At 72.9% G+C, this 20982-nt stretch carries 17 protein-coding genes and 1 pseudogene; 8 read left to right on the forward strand and 10 right to left on the reverse strand.

The features are described from left to right. Positions 1-7 precede the first annotated feature (7 nt). The gene (locus tag O7633_RS18995; RefSeq protein ID WP_278130457.1) at positions 8-1006 is read left to right on the forward strand and encodes a D-alanine--D-alanine ligase; all 999 of its coding nucleotides are present in this window, start codon (positions 8-10) and stop codon (positions 1004-1006) included. Positions 1007-1157: 151 nt separating this feature from the next. On the opposite strand, the pseudogene O7633_RS19000 reads toward O7633_RS18995, so the two are convergent. The 9 genes and pseudogenes from O7633_RS19000 to rpmH form a co-directional block, all read right to left on the reverse strand. Next, positions 1158-1754: pseudogene (locus O7633_RS19000) on the reverse strand (hypothetical protein); the annotation flags it as partial. A gap of 2375 nt (positions 1755-4129) precedes the next feature. Continuing rightward, entirely contained in the window at positions 4130-5161 is a 1032-nt protein-coding gene (locus tag O7633_RS19005; protein WP_178066986.1) for a ParB/RepB/Spo0J family partition protein, read from the reverse strand. A 30-nt stretch (positions 5162-5191) separates the two neighbouring features. Then, the gene (locus O7633_RS19010; protein WP_282323384.1) at positions 5192-6544 is read right to left on the reverse strand and encodes an AAA family ATPase; all 1353 of its coding nucleotides are present in this window, start codon (positions 6542-6544) and stop codon (positions 5192-5194) included. A 264-nt stretch (positions 6545-6808) separates the two neighbouring features. Further along, entirely contained in the window at positions 6809-7522 is a 714-nt protein-coding gene (rsmG, locus tag O7633_RS19015) for a 16S rRNA (guanine(527)-N(7))-methyltransferase RsmG (RefSeq protein WP_282328596.1), read from the reverse strand. 199 nt (positions 7523-7721) lie between these two features. Then, a complete protein-coding gene (locus tag O7633_RS19020) occupies positions 7722-8312 on the reverse strand; it encodes a R3H domain-containing nucleic acid-binding protein (RefSeq protein ID WP_178066987.1) in 591 nt (196 codons plus the stop codon). Positions 8313-8526: 214 nt separating this feature from the next. Continuing rightward, the gene (yidC, locus tag O7633_RS19025) at positions 8527-9510 is read right to left on the reverse strand and encodes a membrane protein insertase YidC (protein WP_282323385.1); all 984 of its coding nucleotides are present in this window, start codon (positions 9508-9510) and stop codon (positions 8527-8529) included. A gap of 3 nt (positions 9511-9513) precedes the next feature. Then, positions 9514-9801 (reverse strand): membrane protein insertion efficiency factor YidD, encoded by a 288-nt coding sequence (gene yidD / locus O7633_RS19030; protein ID WP_074478254.1) that lies wholly within the window; start codon positions 9799-9801, stop codon positions 9514-9516. After that, the gene (gene rnpA, locus O7633_RS19035) at positions 9798-10214 is read right to left on the reverse strand and encodes a ribonuclease P protein component (RefSeq protein WP_074478256.1); all 417 of its coding nucleotides are present in this window, start codon (positions 10212-10214) and stop codon (positions 9798-9800) included. Before rnpA ends, yidD begins: the two co-directional genes overlap by 4 nt. Before the next feature lie 36 nt (positions 10215-10250). After that, on the reverse strand, positions 10251-10388 hold the full coding sequence (gene rpmH, locus O7633_RS19040) for a 50S ribosomal protein L34 (protein WP_013736606.1): 138 nt from the start codon (positions 10386-10388) through the stop codon (positions 10251-10253). Positions 10389-10592: 204 nt separating this feature from the next. Between rpmH and O7633_RS19045 the strand changes: the two genes are divergently transcribed. The 6 genes from O7633_RS19045 (at position 10593) to O7633_RS19070 (ending at position 17643) form a co-directional block, all read left to right on the forward strand. Continuing rightward, positions 10593-10826: a hypothetical protein gene (locus O7633_RS19045; protein ID WP_282323386.1), complete on the forward strand. Its 234-nt coding sequence runs from the start codon at positions 10593-10595 to the stop codon at positions 10824-10826. Between the two features lie 171 nt (positions 10827-10997). After that, entirely contained in the window at positions 10998-12893 is a 1896-nt protein-coding gene (dnaA, locus tag O7633_RS19050) for a chromosomal replication initiator protein DnaA (protein WP_282323387.1), read from the forward strand. 880 nt (positions 12894-13773) lie between these two features. Then, a complete protein-coding gene (gene dnaN, locus O7633_RS19055; RefSeq protein ID WP_282323388.1) occupies positions 13774-14907 on the forward strand; it encodes a DNA polymerase III subunit beta in 1134 nt (377 codons plus the stop codon). Positions 14908-14947: 40 nt separating this feature from the next. Further along, entirely contained in the window at positions 14948-15820 is an 873-nt protein-coding gene (gene gnd, locus O7633_RS19060; protein WP_282323389.1) for a phosphogluconate dehydrogenase (NAD(+)-dependent, decarboxylating), read from the forward strand. A gap of 16 nt (positions 15821-15836) precedes the next feature. Continuing rightward, entirely contained in the window at positions 15837-16970 is a 1134-nt protein-coding gene (recF, locus tag O7633_RS19065; protein ID WP_282323390.1) for a DNA replication/repair protein RecF, read from the forward strand. Continuing rightward, complete coding sequence (locus tag O7633_RS19070) at positions 16960-17643, forward strand: DciA family protein (RefSeq protein WP_282323391.1); 684 nt, start codon at positions 16960-16962, stop codon at positions 17641-17643. The genes recF and O7633_RS19070 overlap by 11 nt, the downstream gene beginning before the upstream one ends. 142 nt (positions 17644-17785) lie before the next feature. On the opposite strand, the gene O7633_RS19075 is transcribed toward O7633_RS19070, so the two are convergent. Continuing rightward, positions 17786-18340, reverse strand: coding sequence for a hypothetical protein (locus O7633_RS19075; protein ID WP_074478268.1), 555 nt, complete (start codon positions 18338-18340; stop codon positions 17786-17788). Between the two features lie 518 nt (positions 18341-18858). On the opposite strand from O7633_RS19075, the gene gyrB reads away from it, so the two are divergent. Next, on the forward strand, positions 18859-20805 hold the full coding sequence (gene gyrB, locus O7633_RS19080; RefSeq protein ID WP_282323392.1) for a DNA topoisomerase (ATP-hydrolyzing) subunit B: 1947 nt from the start codon (positions 18859-18861) through the stop codon (positions 20803-20805). Positions 20806-20982 lie beyond the last annotated feature (177 nt).

Below are 20982 nucleotides of genomic sequence, written 5' to 3' on the forward strand. Positions count from 1 at the left end.
TTCCGGCATGGCTGCGATCCCTGCCGAGCGAATCACCGTGACCGACCCCGCCAGCACCACCGACCTGCACGTTCTGGTGCTCGCCGGTGGACTCTCCTACGAGCGGGACGTCTCGCTCCGTTCCGGTCGCCGGGTGCTGGACGCGCTCCGCGCCGTCGGGGTGGAGGCGGAGCTGCGGGACGCCGACGTGGCCCTGCTGCCGGCCCTGGTCGCCGACCCGCCGGACGCCGTGGTGATCGCGCTGCACGGCGCGACCGGCGAGGACGGTTCGCTGCGCGGCGTGCTCGACCTGTGCGACGTCCCGTACGTCGGCTGCGACGCCCGGGCGTCCCGCGTCGCCTGGGACAAGCCGTCGGCGAAGGCGGTGCTCCGCGAGGCCGGCCTGCCCACCCCGGACTGGGTGGCCCTGCCGCACGACCGCTTCTCCGAGCTGGGCGCGGTGGCGGTGCTGGACCGCATCGTCGACCGCCTCGGGCTGCCGCTGATGGTGAAGCCGGCGCAGGGCGGTTCCGGCCTGGGCGCCGCCGTGGTCCGGGACGCCGCGGCGCTGCCGGCTGCGATGGTCGGTTGTTTCGCGTACGACTCGACGGCGCTGGTCGAGCGGTACGTCTCCGGCATGGACGTGGCGGTGTCGGTGGTCGACCTCGGAGAGGGCCCGCAGGCGCTGCCCGCCGTGGAGATCGTCCCCCGCAACGGCGTGTACGACTACGCCGCCCGGTACACGGCGGGCCGGACCACCTGGCACACCCCCGCGCGGCTCGACCCGGAGGTCGCCGCCACCGTGGCCCAGGTGGCCGTGGCGGCCCACACGGCGCTGGGACTGCGCGACCTGTCCCGGGTCGACCTGATCGTGGACACCGAGGGCCGGCCGCACGTGCTGGAGGTCAACGTCTCGCCGGGCATGACGGAGACGTCGCTGCTGCCGCTCGCCGTCCAGGCCGCCGGGCTGGACTTCGGCCGGTTGATCGGCTCCCTGGTCACCCGGGCCGCCGCCCGGCGCGGTTGACCGGTCTCCGCCTCCGACGCCGCCCGCCCCTGCTGTCTCCGGGCTACCGGGCGGCGTCGGTCGGCCCGTCCACCGGCTCCGGGATCTCCTCGGCGGCCTCGATCACGCCGACGCCGTCGTCCTCGCCCACCGGGTCGGGGGACGCCTGGGTGCCGATGCTCGACGGCGCCTGCCACTGGATGCGCGGCGGCTCGGCCAGCGGCCGGCCACCGAACTCCGCCAGCCAGGCGGCCACCATGGCCAGGTTCTCCCGCCACTGCTGCTCGGAGATGGGCGGGAGGATGGAGTCCCACAGCGACAGGAACGTGCCCCGCAACTGGAGCCGCCCGTACGGCCGGGCAAGGAACCACAGGTGCAGGTGGGCCGAGCCGTCGCCCCACCGGTTCACGTGGACGCGGGCGACGCCGTCGAGTGAGCGGATGGCCTTCTCCAGCCGCACCGTCATCACGCCCAGCTCGGCGGCGAGCAGGTTGGGCAGGTCGCCCAGGTCCAGGTGGGAGCGGGACTCCAGGATCAGCACCATCGGCAGCCCGGTGGGCCGGTCCATGGCGCGGACACGCCACCGCTCGCCGACCCAGATGTACGCGTCGTCGGGCGCGGCGCAGGCCGTGCACTCCCGGTTCCCCTCGCCCTTGCGCGGAGGTTCCACCGGGACGGGGTCGTCAAGGTGCTTGACCCGGAGGTCGCCCTCGAAGGGGAAGGAGGGCCAGGAGGTGAAGTCGGGGACTGCGGGAGGGGTGTCGTGCACGACGCTGACCCTAACCGAGCAGACGGGCCCTGTCCCTACCTGATTCGTCCAGCGTCCAGGGGCGGCCCGGCCCCTCGTCGGACCCGGTGGCAACCGCCGGGCGAGGCAGCCGCCGCGGCCCCGCGCAGGTCCGTCCCGGGCGCGTCCCCCACCGTTGTCCACACGTTATCCACAGGCCGCCAAGGCGGTCGCCACTACCCGTCGTCCACAGGCTGACAACGCGTTTCACGCGGGGTTTCACGTGAAACGGGGTGGGGCTGTGGAAAACCGCTGTGGATAACTCCACGCCGTTCGGCGAGAGTTGTGCACAGCCTCTTGTCTCCCTCGTTCCTAACGAGCCGGCGGCCTGCGGGTCGCTGCCTGAGCGCCCGAACATGATCCCGATCGCCGGCGTCTTCCGGGCCGGACGACGCCGTCCTTTCGCCGCCGCAGGGGTGCCGGGCCGCGTCGTCTGGTGCGCCGGCCGACCCGCCGGACGCCGCGAGGGCCACGGAGAGCCGGCCGGTCGTCCGGCGGTGTTGACGGCCCCGGCTCTCCGTGGGTGTCCGGCCGAACAGGTGGCAGGCGACGGTGCCGGTGCCCGATCTGGGTGCTCGACCTTCCTTCAGTGGTCGTCGGTCAGTGGGAACTCGTCATCGTCGGGTGCGGCGGGACCGCCGGGGACCGGCCGAGGGCGGGCGGAGAGAGCGCCGTCGGTGCGGCGGCGAACGACCCGGCGCGGCGCGATCGCATGGGAGAGATCGGGCCAGCCGGCTGAGAGGGCCGTGCGGGTCCGAACCGACCAGTCGGGTGCCCTGGGGGTGGGGACGCAGTCCGCGACGGCGTGCGGACCGTCTGGGGTCTGCCGCCTCACGGGTGCGGGCCTTGGCCCGTCCCTGTCCCTCGGGTCGCGCTGGTACGGGCGCAGGTGCGCCTGCCAGCAGGGGCTGCGGGGGCATCGAGGCCGGGATGCCGAGCCCAGCTCTCCTCGGGGCCGCCGGACGGACACGAGGGCCGCCGCCGCTGTCGTCCTGGGGACCCGCCTTCTCGGCCCCAGGCCATCAGGCGAATGTCCCCGAGGGCATCCTTCCGTCCTGTGCCCGGCGCGCTGCCCTCCGCTCTACGCCCTGCGCTCTACGCCCTGCGCGCTGCCCCTCCGCGCCCCCGGCCCCGCGGCACCTCTCTGTTCTGGCACTCCGCGCCCCCGCCGCCTGTGTGCCTGCGGATCGGAGGGTCCGGACCCGTGGGCTCCGGTGGGCGGACAGTGCGGGCCGGAGTCGACCTCGGGGCGCGACCCTGGGTCTGGCGTGCTGCGCGTCGGCGATCTCTGCGGTGAAGTCTTCCGGCTCTCGGTTCCACGTGAAACGGAGGCAGAGCTTCGCCCCGCACGGCCGGGATCGCCGCCCCTGCGTCGCCTTCCGGCGCTGGACGAGTCGGACGGCTCACCCGCGCAGAGGGTGCCCGGAGCCAGGCGCCGTCACGGGTCACCACCGTCGACGTTCTCCGTGCGCCTGCGGCGACCGTAGGCTCCACCTGCGGCACCGAGTCCCCGGAGCGGCGGAGGCCCGTTTCACGTGGAACCAGCGGGCGGCAGGACCGAGGCAAACGGGTGCGCACGTCGACTGGGCGGCCATCCGGAGTCCACCGGCGGGGCAGAGCCGGGACGCCGCGCCCGGGAGGCGGTGGTCCGGCCTGGGGGCCCGCCCGGACCCGGTACCTGGCTCCGGGACCCGGCGGGGCGGCGCTGCGGGTGGCGTCCGGTGCCGGCTGGGCGAGCGCGCTGCGGGTGGCCTCCGGGATCGTCCGGCGGCCCGCCGCCCTGTCGGCGACGTTGCGGTGTCGGGGCCTCGGGGCACCCCCATGTCGCCGACAGGGCGATCCAGGGCCGGCCGAGCAGCGAACCGGCTCGCCCTGTCGCCAACGACCGTCGCCAACGCTGTGGCCGTACCCCAGAGCCTGGAGCCGATCGCCGGGCGGGCCTGTCCCGTCTCCTGGCATCGTGGGACCGAGCCCGCCCGCCAACGGCCGGAAGGTTTCACGTGGAACGTGCCGGCAACCGCGGCGCGCGGTCCTCGCCGCACCGCAGGAAGGGCCGGGGCGCGAGGGTGGGCGAACCCTTCACCGCCCCAGCAAGCAAGATGCCCGGGTCGCCTGGCGTCGGCCGGTGCGGAGGATACCGCGCCGGGAGGCGGCGCTCCGCAGGACGGCCGGGGCGTTCCGCACCGCCGCCGCCTACGCGCTCATCGCGGCGGTGCCCCGCAGCGCGGCCCGGCGGCCCGCCCGCCCCGACGGCAGCCCTGCCCGACGGCGGCCCTGCCCGACGCAGTCGCCCGGGACGCGTCGGCCGCGTCGCCCCGGGTGGGACGGCGCGGCCGACGGGGGCGGGCAGGGGCGGCTCAGTCCTCGGGGGTCTCCTCCTCCTGGCCGACCCCGATGATGCCGACGATTCGCTCCAGGTCGTCGACCGTGGCGAACTCGATGGTGATCTTGCCCTTGCTCCGGCCGATGTCCACCTTCACCCGGGTGTCGAACCGGTCGGAGAGCCGGTCCGCGAGGTCCGTGAGGGCCGGGGCGTGCGCCGTGGTCCGCCGCTTCGCGGCCGGGGCCTTCGCCGGCCCGTCCGCCAGGGCCAGCGCGACGATCTCCTCGGTCGAGCGGACGGAGAGCCCTTCGGCGACGATGCGCGCCGCGAGTTGCTCCTGCGCCTGCGCCTCGTCCAGGCTCAGCAGCGCGCGGGCGTGGCCGGCGGAGAGCAGCCCGGCGGCGACGCGCCGCTGCACCTGCGCGGGCAGGTTCAGCAGCCGGATGGTGTTGGAGATCTGCGGGCGGCTCCGGCCGATCCGGCGGGCCAGCTCCTCGTGGGTCGCGCCGAACTCCTCCAGCAGTTGCTGGTATGCGGCGGCCTCCTCCAGCGGGTTGAGGTTGGCCCGGTGGATGTTCTCCAGCAGCGCGTCCCGGAGCATGGCGTCGTCACGGGTGTCCCGGACGATGGCGGGAATGTTCTCCCGGCCGACCGCCTGCGCGGCCCGCCACCGGCGCTCGCCCATGACGAGCTCGTACTTCTCGCCGTCCAGGGCCCGCACCACGATCGGCTGGAGGAAGCCGACCTCCTGGATGGAGGTCTTCAGCTCCTCCAGGGCGTCCTCGTCGAAGACCTGGCGGGGTTGCTTCGGGTTGGGGACGATCGCGTCGACCGGCACTTCGGCGAACCGGGCACCGGGCACCGGGCTGAGTTGCGGTTCGGACAGCGGCACGGCCGCGGCGACCTCGACGTCGGCCGGCGTCATCACCGGGGCCGGTGCCGAGGCCGGGACGAATGCCTCGTCGTCTTCGGGCATCGCCGTCGTCGTCTCGACGGGCTGGACCGGGCCGGTGGGGATCAGCGCCCCGAGCCCTCGACCCAGACCGCCCCGAGGACGGTTCTTCATACGATGCCTCCCAGCGACTTGTCCGCACCACTACGCATTCCGGCTCACCGGCTCCTTGACCCCACGCTCGGCGATCTCCTGGGCGGCTTCGAAGTAACTCGTCGCCCCCCGTGATCCGGGATCGTAGGTCATGACCGACTGGCCGTAGCTCGGTGCCTCGGAGACCCTGACGTTGCGGGGAATCACCGCCTGGAGGACCTTGTCGCCGAAGTGGTTGCGGACGTCCTGCTCCACCGCGTCGGCCAGCCGCGTCCGCCGGTCGTACATGGTGAGCAGGATGGTGGAGACGTCGAGCCTGGGGTTGAGGTGCTTCCGGACCAGGTTGATGTTGTTGATCAGCTGGTTCAGCCCTTCCAGCGCGTAGTACTCGCACTGGATGGGGATGAGCACCTCCTGCGCGGCCACCAGCGCGTTGACGGTGAGCAGACCCAGCGACGGCGGGCAGTCGATGAAGACGTAGTCGAAGTGGCCGGGGTACGCCTCGATCGCCCGGGACAGCCGCGACTCCCGGGCGACGACCGACACCAGCTCGATCTCCGCGCCCGCCAGGTCGATCGTGGCCGGCACGCACCACAGGTTGGGGATGCCCTCGACGCCCTGGGCCACCTCCTCCAGGGGAACGCTGTTGATGAGGCAGTCGTAGACGTCCGGCACCCCGGTGTGGTGCGGGACGTTCAGCCCGGTCGACGCGTTGCCCTGCGGATCGAGGTCGACCACGAGGACCCGGTTGCCGTGCAGGGCGAGCGCCACCGCCAGGTTCACCGTGGTCGTGGTCTTCCCCACGCCGCCCTTCTGGTTGGCGACGCACATCACCCGGGTCCGCTCCGGACGCGGCATGGTCACCTCGCCACTCGGATTAAGGATCTGCACGGCGCGCATTGCCTCCATAGCCAACGGTGGGTCATCCTCTTCGCGCGTCGGGGTTTCACGTGAAACGTACGCGGCATCGGCCGGTTCGGCGCCATAGGCTCCGCCCGGCGACGCCGGCGTGTCGACTGGAACGGCGGCCCTCGGGGTCGCGCCGGGCACCACGTGCGGTGCGGACTGTTGGGGCAGGACGGCGGCAGGCCGGGGTGTCGACCCGACGTGAGCGGAGAACCCGGGATCGGGACGGTCAGCCTCCGGGGCGTCGCCGGGTTGACCGGCCCTGCCGTAGACCGTCCCGGTCGCCTCCGCCTGCGAGGCGGCACCGCCTCCCGCGCCGGGGCCGGCTGGCGGGGCGTCGCCGCGGGGAACGGGGTCGCTGCCGTGCGGGTACGCCGCAGCCCCGTACGGGTCACCGGGCCAGCCGGGCGCGCCTGTTTCACGTGAAACAGGGCCAACTGCGGCCCCTTCCCCGCGCCCGTTCACCCGTGGATCGTCGTACCTGCCGTCGTCATGCACCTGTCATCCCTACCCGCTCCGGATGGTCGGTCCGCACCCCGTCGTCTTGGCCACGCTCATTCGCATCACGGAGCCTACGGCCCGGCGGGAGCGGCCGGGACCCCCTGGCGGCCAGATGCCGTCCGCTCCACACTATCGACGCGCGGTCAGCCTACGGCGGACGGGCGCGGCCGGTCCACGCCGGGTTTTCCCGGCCGCGCGTACCCGCACCCGGATCAACGACCCGAGCTGCGGTGGGAAGCCGACCGAGGGGAGGAAGCGGGCTCAGCGGCCCCGGCGACGCCCGCCGCGCGAGCGCTTCGCCGCCGACTTGACGCGGGGCTGGTTCACCACCCGCTCACGCACGATCTCCACCACCGTCGCCGGCGGCTCGATCACGCCGGCCCCGCAGAGCTGCACGCTCGGCTCGCCGCCGCCCAGCTTCGCGACGGCCTCGGCGTGTTCCGCGATCTCCTCGGCGGCCGACACACCCTTCATGGCCACCAGCCGCCCCCCGCGCACGGTCAGCGGCAGGCACCACGCGGCGAGGCGGTCGAGCGGGGCGACGGCGCGGGCGGTCACGACGTCCGCGCTGAAGGGACCGACCCCGGTGGAGCCGGTCGCCGCCTCCTCGGCCCGCCCCCGGAAGACGCGGACCGTCTTCGCCAGCCCCAACTCCTCGACCACCTCGACGAGGAACGAGGTGCGGCGGGCCAGCGGCTCGACCAGGGTGACCGTCAGGTCGGGCCGCGCGATGGCCAACACCAGCCCGGGCAGGCCCGCACCCGAGCCGACGTCGAGCACCGACGCGTCCGGCGGGATCCGTTCCGCCACCGCGGCGCAGTTGAGCAGGTGCCGGTCCCAGATCCGCGGCGCCTCCCGGGGCCCGATCAGGCCACGGACCACCCCGTCGGTGGCGAGCACCTCCGCGTACGCGGCGGCGAGGTCGAGCCGGTCGCCGAAGAGGGCACGGGCGGCTTCCGCCAGCTCCGGCGGCAGCGTCGCGGCTGCCGGATCCGGCGCCTCTCCGGTCGGGTGGGGCGAATCGTCCCCGGGGACCGGTGCGGTCACGCCGGACGGCGCGGCCCCGGCGCGGGGCACCTCGTCGGCCGACCCGGGCCGGGCAGGCGACGGCCCGGGCGGCGTGCCGCCCGGGCCGGACACGGTGTCAGCCGTGGTGTCGTCGTGGGTCACCCGGTCAGTCCGCGGGCCGGACGACGATGCGACGGTTCGGCTCGACGCCCTCGGACTCGCTCTCCACGCCGCTCATCGCGTTGACGACGTCGTGGACGCACTTGCGCTCGAAGGCGGACATCGGTTCGAGGCGCACCGGCTCCCCGTACTCCTTGACCTTCTCCACTGCGTTCTTGGCGACGGCGGCGAGCTCCTTGCGCCGGGTGGCGCGGTATCCGCCGACGTCGAGCAGCAGCCGGCTCGGGGTCCCGGTCTGCCGGAACACCGCCAGCCGGGCCAGCTCCTGGAGCGCCTCCAGGGTGGCCCCGCGCTGCCCGACCAGATTCTGCAGCCGGCCGCCCACGACCTCGACCACCGGACGCCCACCGGACACCAGCTCGTCGATGTCCCCGTCGTAGTCGAGGATGTCGAGCAGCCCCTCGACGTAGTCGGCGGCGATCTCGCTCTGCCGGAACAGCTCGCTCTCGGCCGGCGCCTTCTTCTCCCGGGGGGCGGCCCCGGTCTCGGCCTCCTCCTCGGTGTCGTCGGTGGCCTCGATCGGCGCGCTCTCCTCGTCCACTGACTTGTCAGCGCTGGGGATGCTGGTCTCGGTCACGGTCTCATCTCCGTACTCGCTCGGCCGGACCGTCGGGTCCGCTGGTTCCCCGGGGCCGGCGGGAGGTCGCCGGTGCCCACGGGCACGTCTGTACGGGCGGCTGTCGCCCGCGGCCGCGCTGCGCGCGGTGGGTCCGGGCCCGGCGCTGCCCCACGGACGGCGGCCAGGGCCCGGTCCCGTCCGCGCCGGGCGGCCGGCGCGGACGGGGGAGGCGTCAGCCCTGGCGCTTGGCCGGGCCGCTCTTCTTCGGGTTGACCGGCTTGGCGCCCGGCTTCGGGCCGGCGACCTTCGGCGTCGCCGGGGCCTGCTTGACCGGGGCGGGGGCGGCCTTGCGACCGAACAGGCCGGCGGTCTTGGCCGGCTGGACCGGGCTGGTGGACTTGACGCCGGTGCGGCCCGGGGTGGGCGGCGGCGGGTACTTGCGCAGCACCCACTGCTGCTGGCCGAGGGTGAAGAGGTTGTTCGTGACCCAGTAGATGATCACACCGATCGGGAAGATCGCGCCGGAGACGAGCAGCGACAGCGGGATGCCGTAGAGCATCAGGCGCTGCACCATCTTCTGCTGCGGGTCCTCCGCCCAGCCGGTCTTGAGGATCATCTGGCGGCTGGTGAGGTAGGTGGTGCCCATCATCACCAGGACCAGGATGCCGGCGATCACCTTCACGGTGGTGCCGTTGGCCCCGAGGCGGGCCAGCTCGTTGGCCGTCGAGCCGAACTTGCCGGCGATCGGCGCGGTGAAGAGCTTGGCGCTGGAGGCGCTGTCGAACTGCTCGACCGTCCAGCCATAGAGCGTCTTGTTGACCTTGGCCGGGTCGAGGCGGCGCAGCACGTGGAAGAGGCCGAGGAAGACCGGGATCTGGAGGAACATCGGAAGGCAGCCCATGAGCGGGTTGGCCTTTTCCTTCCGGTAGAGCTCCATCATCTCCTTCTGGAGCGTCTCCCGGTCACCCTTGTGCTTCTCCTGGAGCTCCTTCACCTTGGGCTGGAGCGCCTGCATGGCCCGCTGGGACTTGATCTGCTTGACGAAGACCGGGAACAGGATCACCCGTACGGTGACCACCAGGAAGACGATGGCCAGGATCCAGGCCCAGTTCGTCCCGATCACCGCGTCGACCGGCACTCCGATGGCGTCCCAGGCCGAGTGCCAGGTCAGCAGGATCCACGAGATCGCGTAGTAGATCCAGTCCAGACTGAACAATTCTCAGGCTCCAGTCACTTCGGCACGGCGGCGACCGCCCGGCTCGGGCACCGGGTCGTGTCCACCAGGGTGAAAGGGGTGGCAGCGCAACAACCGTCGGACCGTCAGGCCGACCCCCCGGATCGCCCCGTGCCGGGCCACGGCCTCAAGGGCGTACGCACTGCACGACGGGTAGAACCGACAGCGGGCCGGCAGCGCCGGGCTTATCCAACGACGGTACGCGACGATGGGGCCGGTCAGCACCCGGGCACCCAAGCCCGTCGGCCGCGAAGCGGTGGAATCGCTGCTCATCGGGGCCGCCGCCCTCGGGGGGCGCGGGCTGCGGCGATCGCCGCGTCGAGGTCGGCCCCGAGCCGGGGGTAGGACGCCTCGGCTGCGGCCGGGAGTGCCCGTACGACCAGGGTGCTGCCCTCGGGCAGGGCCGCGAGCCGCTCGCGGACCAGGTGCCGCAACCGACGCCGGACCGCGTTACGGACCACGGCCGGGCCGACGGCCTTGGACACGACGAAGCCGGCGCGGGTCGCTGCGGCGGTGTGCTCCGCAGCGGTGGTCCGCGCCGGCTCCGGCGAGACGTCCGTCGGTGTCCCCGATGTGCCGGGCAGGGTCAGGTGGACGACGAGCACGCCACGGCCCGCCCGGCGACCAGCCCGGACCGCTGCGGCGAAGTCACTGCTGCGCCGCAGTCGTTGCGCGGCGGCCAGCACGACTGCCCACGTCCCCCGGACCGGCCTCGGTCGGCCTCAGGCCGACAGGCGGGCGCGGCCCTTGGCGCGACGGGTCGAGATGATGGCGCGGCCGGCCCGGGTGCGCATGCGCAGCCGGAAGCCGTGGGTCTTCGCGCGCCGGCGGTTGTTCGGCTGGTAGGTGCGCTTGCTCACGTCAGGCTCTCCGTTTTCGTACGCCCCGGGCGCAGGACCGCCGGGGTCGTGTGGTGGTCCAGGCCACCTCGGCGGTGGCCCCCGATCGGTGCTGCCCGGCGGCGCGGGACCTCGACGATGCGGGGCAGGCGACCGCGGACAGCAAGCACGCACCACCCTAGCAGAGGGCGGCAGAGCAGCCGTTCCAGCCTACGCAGCGGGGTAGTGAGCGTCAAACGTCCCGCAACGCCCCTGACCACGACCGAAGCGCTGCTTTTCACTGATGTCGCCAAGGGCGCCACCGCGTCGACGGTTGATGGCCCCGGCCCCGCGCTGTTAGCGTGCGCGTTTGCGGTCGGCGTCGTCGCCCCGTTCCCGTCGTCGGGCGAGACGGTCGTCGTCGAGCAGGACCGGACTCGGGCAAGACCCGACCAGGCAGTGAATCGTTCGGCACGGTGAAACCCGCTTCAGCGCCCGTTCAGACAGGGGGCAGGTCCCACCCGCTTCGGGCGGGGGGCCACAATCGGTCAGTACACACAGGCTGTGGATAACTTGTGGACGACGGCCGGTGAGTCGTCCGGCTGGACCACCGCGGCGGTCGGGAGCAGAAGCGAGGGGGGTGGCACGACGGTGGCCGGTACGACCGACCTAGCCGCGGTGTGGACGGCGACCACGGACGAACTCGCCGACGAGATCATCTCCGCGCAGCAACGCGCGTACCTGCGGCTCACCCGGCTCCGCGCGATCGTCGAGGACACCGCCCTGCTCTCCGTGCCCGACGCCTTCACCCGCGACGTGATCGAGTCCCGGCTGCGCCCGGCCATCACCGAGGCGCTGACCCGGCGGCTGGGCCGCCCGATCCAGGTGGCGGTGACCGTCCGGGTCGCCGAGGACCCCTCGGGCCGCCCCGCCGGCACCGTGTACCGCAGCACCCCGGACGCCGGTCCGGGCGAACAGCCCGCCCTCGACGGGTCCGTCGGCTTCGCCGCCCCGCCGGCGTTCGACCCCCGGGGCTACGACGAGCCCGGCGCGGGCCGGGGTGGGCCGGCGCTCGGCTTTCCCGCCCCGGCCCACCCCGGTCACGACGAGTCGGGCGTCGACCACGCGCGGCCACCCCGCCCGGGTCAGGGCGACGCCCCCGGGCATCCCGGGCACGGGGACGCGGAGCCCGGGCAGGCGGGGCCGGTCCCCGCCGACGAGGGGCACCGCCCCGGGCTCGTCCCCACCGCCCGCGACGCCCAGGAGCCCCTGTTCGGCGACGCCTTCGCCGAACCGCTGCTGCCCGGCGCCGACCGCCGCGCCTTCGAGGAGCGGCCCCGGCTCGACGTCGGCGGCGGGGCCCGGCCCTACGAGGTGCGGTACCCGGCGGCCGCCGGGCCGGGGCCCCAGCGGCTGCCGCGCGACGGCGGCACCGACAGCGGACCGGGTCGCAGTGGCATGGATCACCGTCCGGGCGGCCGGGACGACCGGCGGCTGCCCGGCGGGGCGGAGACCGGGGGGAACCGGCTCAACCCGAAGTACATGTTCGAGACGTTCGTCATCGGCTCGTCCAACCGGTTCGCGCACGCCGCGTCCGTCGCGGTCGCCGAGTCGCCGGCGAAGGCGTACAACCCGCTGTTCATCTACGGCAGCTCGGGGCTGGGCAAGACACACCTGCTGCACGCCATCGGCCACTACGCCACGACGCTCGGCAACGCCCGCTCGGTCCGGTACGTCTCGACCGAGGAGTTCACCAACGACTTCATCAACTCGGTCCGCGACGACAAGACGAGCGCGTTCCAGCGCCGCTACCGCGACGTCGACATCCTGCTGATCGACGACATCCAGTTCCTGGAGAACCGCGAGCGGACCCAGGAGGAGTTCTTCCACACCTTCAACACGCTGCACAACGCCAACAAGCAGATCGTCGTCACCTCCGACCGCTCGCCGAAGCAGCTCGCGACGCTGGAGGACCGGCTGCGCACCCGGTTCGAGTGGGGGCTGCTGGCCGACATCCAGCCGCCCGACCTGGAGACCCGGATCGCGATCCTGCAGAAGAAGGCGGCCCAGGAGCGGCTCTACGCGCCGCCGGACGTGCTGGAGTTCATCGCGTCCCGGGTGTCGAACTCGATCCGGGAGCTGGAGGGGGCGCTGATCCGGGTCACCGCGTTCGCCAGCCTCACCCGGTCCACCGTCGAGCTGTCGCTGGCCGAGGAGGTGCTGCGGGACTTCATCCCCGACGGCGCCGGCCCCGAGATCACCGCCGACCAGATCATGGTCTCCACCGCCGACTACTTCGGGGTCAGCCTGGAGGACCTGCGCGGGCACTCCCGCTCCCGGGTGCTGGTCAACGCCCGCCAGGTCGCCATGTACCTGTGCCGGGAGCTGACCGACCTGTCGCTGCCCCGGATCGGGCAGGCGTTCGGCGGTCGGGACCACACGACCGTCATGCACGCCGACCGCAAGATCCGTCAGCAGATGGCGGAGCGCCGCTCGCTCTACAACCAGATCGCCGAGCTGACCAACCGGATCAAGCAGACCACCTGAGGCGTACGCCCACCACGCCCTCGCCCGCAGCGGCGACCGACGCCCGGCCGACCACGGCCGGGCGTTCTCGCATTCCGGGGCGGCGTCGACCCCCGCGCCCGACCACCCGGGTCGACGTGACGCCGGTCACTTCCCGCCCCCGGAGCCGTCGTCCACAGGCGTGCCGGGACGCCTCGTGTTGACCCTCGACCCGGTTCAGGCCCCAGGATCGGCGCATGCCCGTCCACAGTTTCCACACGCTGTCCACAGGCGGTTGTCCACCGGCGGTGGAAAACTACGCACGGTCCGACCCCGGTTACCCACAGGCTGTGGACAAACCCTGGGGACGGTCCTGTGGACGGCTGTGGACGGCTGTGGACGACGACGCCCGTCGCCCACAGGCGGGCGGAGGGCTGTGGGCTTCCTGTTGAAGGTTCTGGGGACAACGACGTGAAGACCGTTACGGCCCGTCCACAGGACTGGGGAGAAAGTCGGTGGATAACCGGTGGATAACCGGTGGACGGCGGTGGACAACTCGGTGGATCGGCGGGCCTGTGGACGACCGGCCGGGTTTCCCCCCGGGTTCTCCACAGGCTAACCACCGGTGGATAACGTGTCTGACCTGCGCAGACGCGGGTTTTCCACAGTTTGCACAGGTGCTACGAAGACGATGAGTTTGTTCTTCTAAGAGAACAAAAACCAATCATCACCGTTGGACTTCCTGTGGATGGGGCCGGAACGGCCGGAGACGGTCGCTCCGGCACCGGCCCGATCCACGGGGTCGGGCGCACAGCCGATGCCCGCGCGCCCTAAGGTGCGATGGGAACCCGCACAGTCGGGCGGGACGGTGGGCAGCGGTCGGCATGAGAGAGTTGTCGCTGACGTCGACGCGGAGGCATTGATGAAGTTCCGAGTGGAGCGCGACGCGCTCGCCGAGGCCGTGGCGTGGACCGCGAAGAGCCTGCCCAACCGGCCGTCCGTGCCAGTCCTGGCCGGCGTGATGCTCCGGGTGACCGACGGCAACCTGCAGGTCTCCGGCTTCGACTACGAGGTCTCCAGCCAGGTGACCGTCGAGGTGCAGGGCGACGCCGACGGGGCCGCCCTGGTCTCCGGCCGGCTGCTCGCCGAGATCACCAAGGCGCTCCCGGCGAAGCCGGTGGACATCGCCGCGGTCGGCGCGCACCTCGAACTGGTCTGCGGCAGCGCCCGGTTCACCCTGCCCACCATGCCGGTGGAGGACTATCCCGCCCTGCCCGAGATGCCGGAGAGCACCGGCACGGTCGACGCGGTCGCGTTCGCCGCCGCCGTCGCCCAGGTCGCCGTCGCCGCCGGTCGGGACGAGACGCTACCGATGATGACCGGCGTCCGCATCGAGCTCTCCGGTGGCAACCTGGCCATGCTCGCCACCGACCGCTACCGCCTCGCCCTGCGCGAGATGGAATGGCACCCGGACGACCCCGGCGTGAGCGTCAACGCCCTGGTGCCGGCGCGCACCCTGCACGACACCGCCAAGGCCCTCGGCCCGCTCGGCGGCCACGTGACGATGGCCCTCTCCCAGGGGTCCGCCGGCGAGGGCATGATCGGCTTCTCGGGCGGCACCCGGCGCACCACCAGCCGGCTGCTCGACGGCGCCAACTACCCGCCGGTGCGGTCGCTTTTTCCCGCCAGCCACAACGCCGAGGCCCGCCTCGCCGTGAGCACCCTCATCGAGGTCGTCAAGCGGGTCGCGCTGGTCGCCGAGCGCACCACCCCCGTGCTGCTCAGCTTCAGCAGCGACGGCCTCGTGGTGGAGGCGGGCGGCACCGAGGAGGCGCGGGCCAGCGAGGCCATGGAGGCCACCTTCACCGGCGACCCGCTGACCATCGGCTTCAATCCGCAGTACCTCATCGACGGGCTCGCCAACCTGGGCGCCCAGTTCGCGCAGCTCGCGTTCGTCGACGCCTTCAAGCCGGCGGTGATTTCCCCCGCAGGTGAGGATGGCGAGGTCATCCCCGGGTACCGGTACCTCATCATGCCGATCCGCGTCTCCCGCTGATCGCGCACACCCGACCCGGACGCAGCGGAGGTAGGAACACATGCAGCTCGGCCTCGTAGGACTCGGCCGCATGGGCGGCAACATGCGCGAGCGGCTGCGCGCCGCCGGTCACGAGGTGGTCGGCTACGACCGCAACGCCGACCGCAGCGACGTCACGAGCCTGGCCGAGCTGGCCGAGAAGCTCGACGGCCCCCGGGCCGTCTGGGTGATGGTCCCCGCCGGCGTCACCGACACCACCATCGACGCCGTCGCCGAGCACCTCGGCGACGGCGACATCGTCATCGACGGCGGCAACTCCCGGTTCAGCGACGACGCCCCCCGGGCCGAGCGCCTCGCCACCCGCGGCATCGGATACCTCGACGTCGGCGTCTCCGGCGGGGTCTGGGGCAAGGAGAACGGCTACGCCCTGATGGTCGGCGGCGCGCAGGAGCACGTGCACCGGCTGATGCCGATCTTCGAGGCGCTCAAGCCGGCCGGCGAGCACGGCTTCGTGCACGCCGGCCCCGTCGGCGCCGGCCACTACGCCAAGATGGTGCACAACGGCATCGAGTACGGCCTCATGCACGCCTACGCCGAGGGCTACGAGCTGCTGACCAAGTCCGAGCTGGTCACCAACGTGCCGGGCGTGTTCAAGTCCTGGCGCGAGGGCACCGTCGTCCAGTCCTGGCTGCTCGACCTGCTCGACCGGGCCCTCGACGAGGACCCGGACCTGTCCGACCTCAGCGGCTACACGGAGGACACCGGCGAGGGCCGGTGGACGGTCGACGAGGCCATCCGCCTGGCCGTGCCGCTGAACGTCATCGCCGCCTCGCTGTTCGCCCGGTTCACCTCCCGGCAGGAGGACTCCCCCGCCATGAAGGCGGTCGCCGCCCTGCGCCAGCAGTTCGGCGGCCACGCCGTCCACAAGCGCTGAGCGGCGTCCACCACCCGTGTACGTCCGCCGGCTCGAACTGGTCGACTTCCGCTCCTACGAGCGGGTCGCCGTCGACCTCGAACCCGGCCCCAACGTCCTGGTCGGCGCCAACGGCACCGGCAAGACCAACCTCGTCGAGGCGCTCGGCTACGTGGCGACCCTGGGCTCGCACCGGGTCGCCACGGACGCCCCGCTGGTGCGGCTGGGGGCCACCTCGGCCGTGATCCGCTGCGCGGTGGCGCACGACGGGCGGGAGCTGCTGGTCGAGCTGGAGATCGTCCCCGGCAAGGCCAACCGGGCGCGGTTGGGCCGTTCACCGGCCCGGCGGGCCCGCGACGTCCTCGGCGCGCTGCGACTGGTGCTGTTCGCCCCGGAGGACCTGGAACTCGTCCGCGGCGACCCGGGGGAACGCCGCCGCTACCTCGACGACCTGCTGGTCAGCCGCCAACCCCGGTACGCCGGGGTGCGCGCCGACTACGAGCGGGTCGTCAAGCAGCGCAACGCCCTGCTGCGCACCGCGTACCTGGCCCGCAAGACCGGCGGGTCGCGCGGCGGCGACCTGTCCACCCTCGCCGTCTGGGACACCCACCTCGCCCGGCACGGTGCCGAACTGCTCGCCGGCAGGCTGGAACTCGTCGCCGCGCTCGGCCCGCACGTCACCAAGGCCTACGACGCGGTCGCCGCCGGCAAGGGCGCGGCGGGGATCGCGTACCGGCCGTCGGTGGAGCTGGCCGACCCGGTGGCGGACCGGGCGGCGCTGGCCGAGGCGCTGCTCGCGGCGCTGGCCGAGTCCCGGTCCGCCGAGGTGGAGCGCGGCACCACGCTCGTCGGCCCGCACCGCGACGACCTGGCCCTCACCCTCGGCCCGCTGCCCGCCAAGGGGTACGCCAGCCACGGCGAGTCCTGGTCGTTCGCCCTGGCCCTGCGACTGGCCGGATACGACCTGCTCCGGTCCGACGGCATCGAGCCCGTGCTGGTGCTCGACGACGTCTTCGCCGAACTCGACGCGGGCCGCCGCGAGCGGCTGGCGGGGCTGGTCGGCGGGGCGAGCCAACTGCTGGTGACCTGCGCCGTCGACGACGACGTGCCGGCCGGCCTGCACGGCGTCCGCTACCAGGTCGGCGAGGGGGAGGTGCGCCGTGCCGGATGAGCAGGGGCTGCCGCCGGCCCGGCTCGGGCCGCGTACCCCCGCTGTCGGGCCGGGTGGTCGGGAGGCCGCCGCCCGGGGCGGCGGCGCACGCGGCGCAGGCCGGGCGGCCGACGGGGCGGGACCGCCCGCCGACCCGGCCGCCGAGGGCGGCGGCGACGCGGCCGGCGGGCCGGCGGGACCGGAGCTGGCCCGGGCGGTCCTGGACGCCGCGCGGGCCCGCCGCGAGGCGGCGGCCAAGACCCGCCGGCGCAGCGTCGTCTCCGGCGACGGCGATGGCGGCCGGCGGCTACGCGGCTACTCCGGGCCCGGTCCGGACCCCCGCGACCCGCAGCCGCTGGGCGTCGTGCTGGGCCGGCTGATGAAGGCGCGCGGCTGGGAACAGCCGGCCGCCGAGGCGACCGTGTTCGGCGCGTGGGAGCGGGTCGTCGGCCCCGAGGTGGCCCAGAACAGCCGCCCGGTCAAGCTGGAGGACGGCGAGCTGACCGTCGAGGCCCGGTCCACCGCGTGGGCGACCCAGCTGCGGCTGCTCGCCGCCTCCCTGCTGCGGCAGATCGCCAGCGAGGTGGGCCACAACGTGGTGCGCAAGCTGCACATCCACGGGCCGGCCGCACCGTCGTGGTCCCGAGGGCCGCGCCGCGTGCGGGGCCGGGGCCCCCGCGACACGTACGGCTGACGCCCCGGGCCGCCTCGGGCCGCCGCGCCCGCGCCGGGCTGCGCGATGTCGGCGACATGGCGGTGTCCCGTCGCCCGGATACCGCCATGTCGCCGACCCGGAGTCGATCACCACGCGTGGGACGGCCCGGCGCGTTGCCCGGTCAGGCGTCGGCGTAGACCGCGAAGCCCCGGTCGGCGCAACGGCGGTAGAAGGCCGCGAGCACGCCCAGCTCGGCACAGGTGAAGTCCCACTGCGGCGGGTCGCCGTTCTCGTCACGCAGGGCGTCGAGGCGGGTGTCGAGCCAGCGCAACTGCTGCTCGGCGAGGCGGCCGTCGCCGAGCAGCCCGCGCAGCACGGTGCTGACCGAGTCGAAGGTGACCGTCTCCCCGTGCGGCCGGTGCCCGGCCACGAAGCGCTCGATCCCGCCCGCGATCCAGGCGCAGCCGTCCGGGTCGATCACCGGGTCCTCGTCCTCGGCGGCGGCCTCCGTGGCGTAGAGCACATTCTCCAGCCCGAGCAGCAGGTCGACCAGCTCCGTGTACGCGGTCGCCCGGACCGTGCCGGTCTTGGCGATGTGTTCGGCGAGGGCCGCCGTCGGCGCGGAGATCCGCGGCAGGTCGACGATCTCGCCGAAGTCGACGAACTCGGCCGGTGCGACCGGATCGTAGAAGCGGCCGGTCCGCGGCCAGTGCACCGCGACGTTGTCCAGCCCCATCTGGCGTCACCCCTTGAGAGCACGTGTCGAAGCGTTCGGGTCGATCGTCCGGTTCCGACCGGAAAAGATCAAGACCAGCCACGCTGGGCGCCGCAAACCTACGCCCACCGTCCCTCCCGCCGCGACCCCGACCCCCCGCGTCCCGGCGGCGGCGCCGCCACCCGATCCGGGGCTCGCGTGTAGGGGGAGTCGCGGGTGGCGCGGATCGGCCGGCTACGGAGTTCTCAGCCGCCGCGAAGGGGTGCCGAGTGGCGGTTCTGTCGTCTGCGCACAGTAAGATTGAGAGCGAGACGAAGACCCGACACGGTGCGACGGACACGGGCCCACCGGGCCCGAGATCAATTGTCCCACGTCGGGTCGAGCCGATCGCGATCCGCGGGCATCCGCGGCGACCGGCGCTCCGGCCCGTGCCCCGGTTCACGCCCGGTGCCGGTCCGCGCGCCGACGTCGCGTCCTGTCCGCCGAACCCGCGCCCGACTCGCCGCTTGCGGCGCGGCGGCGCGAGAAAGTGGCCGAGGGTGGCAGCGCAGGACAAGCAGGAGTACGGCGCCGAGTCGATCACCGTCCTCGAAGGGCTGGAGGCGGTTCGCAAGCGGCCGGGCATGTACATCGGGTCGACCGGCGAGCGTGGTCTGCACCACCTGGTGTGGGAGGTCGTCGACAACGCGGTCGACGAGGCGCTCGCCGGCCACTGCGACACCATCGACGTGGTGCTGCTGGCCGACGGCGGGGTCCGGGTCACCGACAACGGGCGTGGCTTCCCGGTCGACCTGCACCCCAAGTTGAAGAAGCCCGGCGTCGAGGTCGCGCTCACCGTGCTGCACGCCGGCGGCAAGTTCGACGGCAAGGCGTACGCGGTCTCCGGCGGTCTGCACGGCGTCGGCGTGTCCGTCGTCAACGCCCTCTCCACGAAGATGGCGGTGGAGATCCACAAGTCCGGTTTCGTCTGGCGGCAGCAGTACGCCAACTCCAAGCCGTCGCCGCTGGAGAAGGGCGAGACCACCGACCGCACCGGCTCGGCCGTCGCCTTCTGGCCCGACGCCGACGTCTTCGAGACCGTCGACTTCGACTTCCAGACCATCTACCGCCGCCTCCAGGAGATGGCCTTCCTCAACCGGGGCCTCACCATCCACCTGCTCGACGAGCGGGTCCCCGAGGGCGAGGAGGGCAAGACCCGCGAGGTCACCTTCTGCTACAAGGGCGGCATCGCCGACTTCGTCCGGCACCTCAACGCCTCGAAGAACCCGATCCACAAGACGGTGGTCGAGTTCGGGGCCGAGGAGGAGGGCATGTCGGTCGAGATCGCGATGCAGTGGAACGAGTCGTACGGCGAGTCGGTCTACACCTTCGCCAACACGATCAACACGCACGAGGGCGGCACCCACGAGGAGGGCTTCCGCGCGGCGCTGACCAGCGTGGTCAACCGCTACGGAGCGGACAAGAAGCTGCTCAAGGGCGACGAGAAGCTCTCCGGGGAGGACATCCGCGAGGGCCTCGCCGCGATCATCTCGGTCAAGCTGGCCAACCCGCAGTTCGAGGGCCAGACCAAGACCAAGCTCGGCAACACCCCGGTGAAGAGCTTCGTGCAGCGGGTCTGCAACGAGTGGCTGGTCGACTGGTTCGACCGGAACCCCGCCGAGGCGAAGATCATCATCACCAAGGCGTCCCAGGCCGCCCGCGCCCGCATCGCCGCCCAGCAGGCGCGCAAGCTGGCCCGCCGCAAGTCGCTGCTGGAGTCCGGCTCGATGCCGGGCAAGCTCGCCGACTGCCAGTCCACCGACCCGCGCGAGTCCGAGGTCTTCATCGTCGAGGGCGACTCGGCCGGCGGCTCGGCCAAGCAGGGCCGCGACCCGCGCACCCAGGCGATCCTGCCGATCCGCGGGAAGATCCTCAACGTGGAGAAGGCCCGGATCGACCGGGTGCTGAAGAACAACGAGGTCCAGGCGCTGATCACCGCGCTGGGCACCGGCATCCACGACGACTTCGACATGGAGAAGCTGCGCTACCACAAGGTGGTGCTGATGGCCGACGCCGACGTCGACGGCCAGCACATCCAGACGCTGCTGCTCACCCTGCTGTTCCGCTTCATGCGGCCCCTGGTCGAGCTGGGCCACGTCTACCTGGCCGCCCCGCCGCTCTACAAGATCAAGTGGAACAAGAAGGGCGACGACGCGCAGTACGCGTACTCCGACCGCGAACGCGACGGGCTGATCGCGCTGCGCCAGCAGAAGAAGCCCAACGCCAAGCCGGACGACATCCAGCGCTTCAAGGGCCTCGGCGAGATGAACTACCCCGAGCTCTGGGAGACCACGATGAACCCGGCGACCCGCACCCTGCGTCAGGTCACGCTCGACGACGCGGCGGTGGCCGACGAACTGTTCAGCGTGCTGATGGGTGAGGACGTCGAGGCACGCCGCTCGTTCATCCAGCGCAACGCCAAGGACGTCCGCTTCCTGGACATCTGACGGAGCCGGCGGGCCCGCCCGGCCGTCCGCCGGCGGCCCGCCGATCCACAGAGTTATCCACAGCTCGGCCGGTTTCCACAGCGGTTATCCACAGCACGAAACCGACTCTGATTCTGATAAGGGTTAACAGTGACCGATTCCCCCGAGTCCACCCCGAGCGAGCCCGAGGTCCCCGAG

The sequence above is a fragment of the Micromonospora sp. WMMD712 genome (assembly GCF_029581295.1).
Lineage (GTDB): Bacteria > Actinomycetota > Actinomycetes > Mycobacteriales > Micromonosporaceae > Micromonospora > Micromonospora carbonacea.

What these genes read in the sequence shown, in the direction of transcription:
- O7633_RS18995 (WP_278130457.1), top strand. Translation starts at nt 8, where the DNA reads ATGGCTGCGATCCCTGCCGAGCGAATCACCGTGACCGACCCCGCCAGC.
- O7633_RS19005 (WP_178066986.1), bottom strand. Translation starts at nt 5,161, where the DNA reads ATGAAGAACCGTCCTCGGGGCGGTCTGGGTCGAGGGCTCGGGGCGCTG.
- yidD (WP_074478254.1), bottom strand. Translation starts at nt 9,801, where the DNA reads ATGAGCAGCGATTCCACCGCTTCGCGGCCGACGGGCTTGGGTGCCCGG.
- dnaN (WP_282323388.1), top strand. Translation starts at nt 13,774, where the DNA reads ATGAAGTTCCGAGTGGAGCGCGACGCGCTCGCCGAGGCCGTGGCGTGG.
- gnd (WP_282323389.1), top strand. Translation starts at nt 14,948, where the DNA reads ATGCAGCTCGGCCTCGTAGGACTCGGCCGCATGGGCGGCAACATGCGC.
- O7633_RS19075 (WP_074478268.1), bottom strand. Translation starts at nt 18,340, where the DNA reads ATGGGGCTGGACAACGTCGCGGTGCACTGGCCGCGGACCGGCCGCTTC.